The organism is Bacillus sp. SIMBA_005 (genome assembly GCF_046535585.1).
In the GTDB taxonomy this organism is placed as follows: Bacteria; Bacillota; Bacilli; order Bacillales; family Bacillaceae; genus Bacillus; species Bacillus pumilus.
Window position 1 is genome coordinate 1 of record NZ_JAWRWI010001282.1, and the last position, 231, is coordinate 231.

Consider the following 231-nt stretch of genomic DNA (forward strand, 5'->3'; position numbering starts at 1 on the left):
AGGGAATTAGATATGCCAACACCTAGTATGGAGGACCATATCGAACAAATATATTTATTGATTGCTAATAAAGGATATGCTCGTGTGTCTGACATTGCTGAAGCATTATCTGTTCTTCCTTCTTCTGTTACTAAGATGGTTCAAAAATTAGATAAAGATGGTTATTTAGTTTATGAAAAATATCGTGGGCTTACATTGACGCCAAGAGGAGAAAAACTTGGGAAACGTCTT

General features: G+C 35.1%; 1 protein-coding gene. It reads left to right on the forward strand.

Features of this window, described 5'->3' with window-relative positions:
- Positions 1 to 12: 12 nt before the first annotated feature.
- The coding region (mntR, locus tag SB660_RS24195; RefSeq protein WP_410585187.1) for a transcriptional regulator MntR at positions 13 to 231 on the forward strand (219 nt) is incomplete at its 3' end.